Source organism: Mesorhizobium sp. WSM3873 (assembly GCF_001672445.1).
Lineage (GTDB): Bacteria > Pseudomonadota > Alphaproteobacteria > Rhizobiales > Rhizobiaceae > Mesorhizobium.
The window spans coordinates 56,533-63,443 of record NZ_LYTM01000020.1 but is presented as its reverse complement, the minus strand read 5'-3'; the positions used below and the strand labels follow the sequence as shown (position 1 = coordinate 63,443).

General features: G+C 57.8%; 4 protein-coding genes and 1 pseudogene. 3 read left to right on the top strand and 2 right to left on the bottom strand.

What is annotated here, in order from left to right:
- Positions 1-902, bottom strand: a pseudogene (locus A9K71_RS31540) (hypothetical protein); the annotation flags it as partial.
- Positions 903-1,404: 502 nt separating this feature from the next.
- On the opposite strand from A9K71_RS31540, the gene A9K71_RS32575 reads away from it, so the two are divergent.
- The 3 genes from A9K71_RS32575 to A9K71_RS15225 all read left to right on the top strand — a co-directional run bounded on the left by A9K71_RS32575 (position 1,405) and on the right by A9K71_RS15225 (position 3,851).
- The gene (locus tag A9K71_RS32575) at positions 1,405-2,472 is read left to right on the top strand and encodes a site-specific integrase (RefSeq protein ID WP_245299634.1); all 1,068 of its coding nucleotides are present in this window, start codon (positions 1,405-1,407) and stop codon (positions 2,470-2,472) included.
- A 9-nt stretch (positions 2,473-2,481) separates the two neighbouring features.
- Positions 2,482-3,084, top strand: coding sequence for a hypothetical protein (locus A9K71_RS15230; RefSeq protein ID WP_066996984.1), 603 nt, complete (start codon positions 2,482-2,484; stop codon positions 3,082-3,084).
- A 206-nt stretch (positions 3,085-3,290) separates the two neighbouring features.
- Positions 3,291-3,851: a hypothetical protein gene (locus A9K71_RS15225; protein ID WP_066996981.1), complete on the top strand. Its 561-nt coding sequence runs from the start codon at positions 3,291-3,293 to the stop codon at positions 3,849-3,851.
- Positions 3,852-5,631: 1,780 nt separating this feature from the next.
- Here the strand turns inward: A9K71_RS15225 and A9K71_RS15210 are convergent.
- Entirely contained in the window at positions 5,632-6,852 is a 1,221-nt protein-coding gene (locus A9K71_RS15210; protein ID WP_156752688.1) for a phospholipase D family protein, read from the bottom strand.
- Positions 6,853-6,911: the final 59 nt, after the last annotated feature.

Here is a 6,911-nt window from a genome sequence, read left to right as displayed (position 1 = left end):
CCGCCTGTGAACGCCGTCCCGGCGGTGAAGGTCGTGGCGCCGGACAATTGTGAGGAACTGCCGCCCGCCGCACCGATCGAACCCTGGGTGCCGATCGTTCCAATCGTTGCGCCGCCGCCTGTGAACGCCGTCCCGGCGGTGAAGGTCGTGGCGCCGGACAATTGTGAGGAACTGCCGCCCGCCGCACCGATCGAACCCTGGGTGCCGATCGTTCCAATCGTTGCGCCGCCGCCTGTGAACGCCGTCCCGGCGGTGAAGGTCGTGGCGCCGGACAATTGTGAGGAACTGCCGCCCGCCGCGCCGATCGAACCCTGGGTGGCGATCGTTCCAATCGTTGCACCACCGCCTGTGAACGCCGTCCCGGCGGTGAAGGTCGTGGCGCCGGACAATTGTGAGGAACTGCCGCCCGCCGCACCGATCGAACCCTGGGTGCCGATCGTTCCAATCGTTGCGCCGCCGCCTGTGAACGCCGTCCCGGCGGTGAAGGTCGTGGCGCCGGACAATTGTGAGGAACTGCCGCCCGCCGCACCGATCGAACCCTGGGTGCCGATCGTTCCAATCGTTGCGCCGCCGCCTGTGAACGCCGTCCCGGCGGTGAAGGTCGTGGCGCCGGACAATTGTGAGGAACTGCCGCCCGCCGCGCCGATCGAACCCTGGGTGGCGATCGTTCCAATCGTTGCACCACCGCCTGTGAACGCCGTCCCAGCGGTGAAGGTCGTGGCGCCGGACAATTGTGAGGAACTGCCGCCCGCCGCACCGATCGAACCCTGGGTGCCGATCGTTCCAGTGGTGGAACCGCCGCCGCCTGTGAACGCAGTCCCAGCGGTGAAGGTCGTGGCGCCGGACTGCAACCCCGGGGATGGTTGCGACGCAGATGTGCCAGCAGATTGTACGGAAGCCATTTCGATCCTCCTGATGGTCGTAAGCATTTCGTTGAGAGCTGATTGGAACTCGGCGACGGACAACGACTTGATGCCAACCTCTTTTAGCCGCATGGCATCTGCAGCCCGTATGTCCTTGCCGAAATCTTCGTTCTCGATAGCACGAAGGGCAATAGACGCGACTAGAAGCGCGTCGTGAGAGCGCTCTTGCGCGTTGATTTCTGATTGTATGCCAACATTTTCAGGCTCTGTATTCGGCGCAGCCCGCGGATCTGTTTCCCTTCGCGGATTTTTTTCGGCCGCCATGTCTCGCCTCCACGAAACAAGAGGATACCATTATGGCTCGATGACTATTTCGCCATCGAACCTAGTATCCAGTCTTTTTGAGCCTTGTATGTAGGTCAATTCTTACTTTAGAATTTACTAAGCGGCATTTTCAGCGACGTGTCAAGAGATGCGTCCTCCGCTCTGCGAATCGTTTCTCTAGGTAGCTGTGAGCTTCAGAAGGTTGGAGATAGCGCAGATGTGCATCGACCGCCCTGGTGGAGACGCGGCGCACTTCCGGAACACGCGCACCGCGCTGGGACGCGAACTTGACCAACCGCGCCTTGACCATCAGCCGCCGCGCCCGGAAGCGGCCGCTTCCCCCTTTACGGCCCCAGCCGCCGCCATCTCGCCGCAGGCCAGCAGCGCTGCCGGCGCCGCGCCCTCTGGCGTTGACCTGCCGCCTCCCTTGTTCGCCGCCGAGCCACCGATCCGGTTCGGATTCTGCGCCGGCCTCGCGGACCGCAATCTTCACCTGCGTCGCGAACATCGCGAGCGTCGGGTTCGGCCGCGAGGTCTCCGAAGGCCTCGATCGGCGCCGAGCGCGGTGTGGCCTACGACGCCCGCCCAATTTCTCAAGAAAACTGAGCGACCACTTCCCAAAGACGGCAGTTTGCGGGTGCCTTTCGGCTTGAAAATAGGAATATATGCCTATAATCTGGGTTTGTCCCCACCTCTGGAGCGCAACCGCATGTTTGGTCGTCAAGCCAAGGTCGTCACCGATTCAATGTTGCGCAAAATGCTTGCGCAAACGCGCAAATCATCCCGTCCCATGAGAGATCGGGTGATTATCCTCCTCTCCTGTAAGGCCGGGTTGAGGGCCTGCGAAATCGCCGGATTGGAGTGGTCTATGCTTCTTAATCCGAAGGGAAAGATCGGGAACCTGGTCGTGATCGAGGATCGTATCGCGAAACGTCAATCCGGACGCCGAATTCCACTTCATCCCAACCTCAGGAGGGCCCTGTCTCTGTTGCTAGAGGAGGAGGGAGGCGACGAACCCGTGATCCGTTCAAGCCGCGGTGGCGCGATGCGGGCAAACAGCATCGTCAATTGGTTCGTCGAACTCTACAGCAAGCTGAACTTCGAAGGGTGTTCGTCCCATTCGGGGCGCCGGACCTTCATCACGACGGCAGCACGATCCGCGCACCGCGCGGGAGGATGTCTCCGCGATGTTCAACTCCTCGCCGGTCACCGGTCTCTATCGATGACCCAGAGCTACATCGATGGCGACACCGATGCCCAGCGCCGTATCGTTTCCATGATCTGAGATGGCGCTATGTCTGGCCAAGACCAAGAAGTTCGCCGACCGATTTTGCGCGCGCGGGTTTTGAGCATTCCGGTCGCCGAGAAGATCCTGTCGCCGTTCAATCAAGGGGACCTGGATAGCCTCTGTGGGGTCTACTGCGTGATCAACGCCGTGCGGTTTCTGTTCCCGGAGTTGGGGCGTGAGAAGTCAATTGACCTGTTCCAAGTTCTGTCGGAGAGCCTGACGACAAACAGCGTGACGGCCCATGAGACGGTCGGACTGGGGATCGAAATCCCTACGGTTTACGCCCTTGTCGAGGCTGCCTGTGACTACCTTCAAGAGGTAGCCGAGGCGCCAATCAGCATGGCCATGTTGACGTCGAAAGTGCGTCGCTTCGACGATCTCTGGGCCGCGTTGCGCGAAGGTCTGCACGGGAACCAGGTCGCAATCATCGGTCTCTCTGGTCGCCACAATCATTGGACGGTCGCCTATCGGATGACCGCGAGAACGATCCGATTGTTTGACTCTGACTCGATGAAGGTTTTGCAGCGTGCGCGGTGTTCGCTGCGAGACACCAGAGTTCCTTACCAGATCGATCCTGACGAAATCATTCTCATTCGAAGGGGAGGGTAGTTGATAGTAGATTTTAGTAGAAATCTTGGTTGTTGTTCCATCGGTACCAGGTCGGTCCGGACGAGATCATTCTCATTCGAAGCGCAAAGCTGGTTGATAGTAGAATCTACTATAAACTTCGTCGGTCATTCCTTCGGTTTGAAATGTCACTTTTACACTGAGGGGTTATCACTAACGATCGGTGCGACAAAGAGCGGAACCCATAGGTGACCCTCGAGGAGTATCTCGGTTATCGGCAACGGGTCGGCGAACTCGATCCTGACGCGATGAAAAAGGTCGAGACGAAATCCCCTCCGATCGACGCTACCGATTTTGCTCTGAGGGTCTCGTACGTCATCCTCAACAGTGGAATGAGGTGGACGGTTGCCCAAGACATCTGGTCACGAATGAAATCGTCGCTGATCGAATTGGGGGAGGTGGGGGACACGTTTGGTCATCCGGGAAAGAAAAAATCCATCAACCAGGTGATGTCGAACCGAACGGAGTATTTCGAGGGGTTTCGGTCGGCATGGCAGAACGGACCGGAGGAAGTGATCGCGTTTTGCGAGACCCTTCCCCACATCGGTGGGATCACGAAGTATCACCTGGCAAAGAACCTGGGCGTCGACGTTGCGAAACCCGACGTCTGGTTAGAGAGGGTCGCTGCAAGGTCGGGCGAGACGGTACACGACTTGTGCGGACGATTGTCACGTCAGTCGGGGCACAGTGTCTCGACAGTCGACTATGTTATTTGGAAAGCCTGCCAGCAGGGGTGGTGGGGGCTCTAAGGTTTGACTCTGCTTGGCTGGTGACCAAGCGTCTGAAAAATATCGCCATGCGGATCGGTACGGCGTCGTTCCCGCCGCACCTTCTTCTGCGACGGCAACCTCGAATCCTTGCCAGTCAGATGACCGCCAACTATAAGCTCGCCGTCGCTCCTTGCCACGCGTGACCAAGGCACATTCAGGCCTGAGAACGAGTGGCGCCAGCGCGCGCGGCTTGCGCACCAATCTGCTAGGGTTGGTGTTGGCTGAATGTGTCCCCAAGATCTATGAAGGTCGTAGATACGTCCTGCCCTTCGCGGGCCAGATCGTAAAGAAGGCGGACGCGAGCATCATCGTGCGCTTGCGCCAATGGGGCGCTAGGCGCTCGGACTCCATTTGTGAGCACGCGGCTTAAATTATGACGCCCACAAATCCGATAGACCTTTGCGAAGGCGTCCGCGACATCCTCGTCACTAAGTCCCGGGCCTCGCTCAGTAGCGTCTCGGAAAGCGATGAACCACTTTCCCTCATTGAGCGGCTGAAGTGTTCCGTGCCAGGAATCATGGGCGCCAAGGGATGGCAGCTGCGGATCGCTTGGCGAGAACGGGTGATCGCCCCGAAGGCGCCCATTCAGACTAGTGAAGCCGTTGTGCGAGAACAGGACGAGGAGATCGTAGCCACTACGCCATTCGTCAAAAATGTCGCCCTTTAGACCCTTGACGATGCCAACCATCTTTCTTCTCCGACCACATTTGCCCCCTACTCATCGATACGATCGGGGTTTGTTTCGATCCCAATGAACTCGCAGGTGAACCATAGCCGAGTCCTGTGTGATGGGTAACGCTGTTATGGATCGGGAAGACTCCAGGATTCGGCCACATTTCGAATGCCGGCCGCCATATCGATGTACACCAATTCCAGCGGGTGGCAGGCTTCATTCCTCGGATTCGAAGAGGTTGAGATCCCCTGCCTGAACAGTGACGTCTTCGCCGGGTGTATACAGCGTACGCCAACTTCTCGTCATGCTCGGGTTCGAGTTCGCAATCGATCCCAAGGATGCGATACATTATGGCTTGTGGCTAACAAGGTGCCGGGCGCCCCTGCGCTCTATTCTCCAATGGATACCCAATGCGAGGTCGCCGGACGAATTTAGGCATCCCTGGCTGCGAGTTTTTCCCAGCTTTCCCGCGGCTTTCTTGACTCCGTATAAGGGCGTGTCACATTTCGAACGTTAGTTTGGAGGAACCAGTCTGTGCCCTTAGAACTGCATTTTGTCTGTCCGCACGGGTTGAACCATCGACATTTAAAGGAGGAAGCCAGATACGAATCCGGCAATTGGGTCGTCAGCGACGAAGTCGCCAACGAAGCTGTCGGTGGCCGAATATTTTTGCACGAGACCCAAGCCGCGCGTGCCTGGCACGGAGGGAGGATCATTGCTTGGCGACCAGCACAGGATCCGTCTCGTAAGATATTTACCTATGTCGTTGACGGGCCTTTCCGTGTTGTGTGCCGGGAGAACTGGGGACAAGAAAAGGCCGTCATACGAACTCCTGCCGTGGACAGAAGCAGTCACATGGCCTGGGGCCCAGGAGATATAGAGATCATTCGCGATCCCGGCGAGGGAACCTCAACTTAAAAGATGGCTCATCGGGCTTGACGAATTCGAAACCCGGTGGTCGGTAAGGCGAACAGCGCTAGTCGTCGGACGGCTTTGCCGAGCCACTCTCGGGGATATGGCGCTTAGTGTGAAATCCAAGTTTCACACTGACCAAATCCCGAGCTGATCGGAGAATCCAGCAAACTCCTACGCGGTCTTGGGTCGATAGAAGATGGCGTCGAGCATTGCGGCGCGGCACTCCCAAAGTTGCCCCTCGTCGGTTTCCGGTTTGTCGGTGTTGTACCAATCCGATGCCCGGATCACCTCCACGACACGCTCCCAGTAATTGTCCAAGGTGAGGGTCGATTTGGCGAAACCCATCTCACTGGCAGCGGCGTCGATGTTCGGGTTTGAGATGCACAGGAAGACGTCAGGTCGCTTCATAGCCAACAATCGCGATGCCGTTGGTACCCCTCCGACCCGATGCGAGTTGGCAAATGCATTGATGAATAGACGTACGAAACGGTCGAAGTGTTCTTTCGTGACATCTCCCTTCTGAGGGATGCTGTCGACTGCTCGAGCCAGAGATCGATCGTTTTCCGAGATTCGATTCTTGAAATCTCCGGCGCCACTCATCGAACCGAACCAGCCCCAGTCTCGATTGAGTTCGTCATCGCCGGCCTTCTCCCACTGCCCGATTACACCCCCTAACGCCTTCCGTTGCAAAAGACTTAGTTCGTGAAATGAACGGGCAGCCGATAGCCAGGTCTGCGCAATCCGAAGAAGCTCCAGGCTCTCGTCCGCGTCATGGTAACTGGAACGCCTCACGGCGCCGACGTAACCCGCCCAGTCCATGTCGACTAAGGGAGATGTAAGGCCCTTGAGGTTTGGGAGAGGTACCTCGTTAAGGGGGTTGCGGGGGAGACGAGGTTTGCGTGCTGTGAGCTTCCAGCTAACGCGGTACCGCTGCGCAAGCTCCCGTGTAACGCTCTCTCCAAGTTTGGCGCTGCGCGCTGTGAATGAGAAAATGTCGGCTAGAACACTGTCGTCGGCCGAACCGGTGACCAGCACTGACGCTTCGTGGTTCTTGCCAAGCCCGCCGAGGGTGAAATTCGCGCTTCCGATTATCGCCGCCGCTCGCTTCCCAGAGCGAAAACCATAAACCTTCGGATGGTAAGTTCCTTTCGGAAATTCAGTGACGACGTAGGATCCTTCGACTCTGACGAGCGAATCGATAAGGTTCGGGTCCGTTTGAGCGAAAGCAAGACCAAAGGTGACGGCCCTGATTTTGGAGGGCCGCGAAAGTAATTTTTCAGCTAGCGACGTGGAGGTTCCCCAGGCGACCGCCCAATGAAACTCGTCGTAATCTCTGATCAGCCGCCCTAGGGCACGCTCCACTGCACTTCCCGTCAGAAACTCGACTTCCATCTTATGTCCCCCCAGCCCCATTATGAGTCTGCCACAAAGGCGGTTTGTAAATCCAGGGG

Bases quoted from the DNA above. Each gene is read 5' to 3' on its own strand.
- A9K71_RS32575 (WP_245299634.1), top strand. From the start codon at position 1,405: ATGTGCATCGACCGCCCTGGTGGAGACGCGGCGCACTTCCGGAACACG.
- A9K71_RS15230 (WP_066996984.1), top strand. From the start codon at position 2,482: ATGTCTGGCCAAGACCAAGAAGTTCGCCGACCGATTTTGCGCGCGCGG.
- A9K71_RS15210 (WP_156752688.1), bottom strand. From the start codon at position 6,852: ATGGAAGTCGAGTTTCTGACGGGAAGTGCAGTGGAGCGTGCCCTAGGG.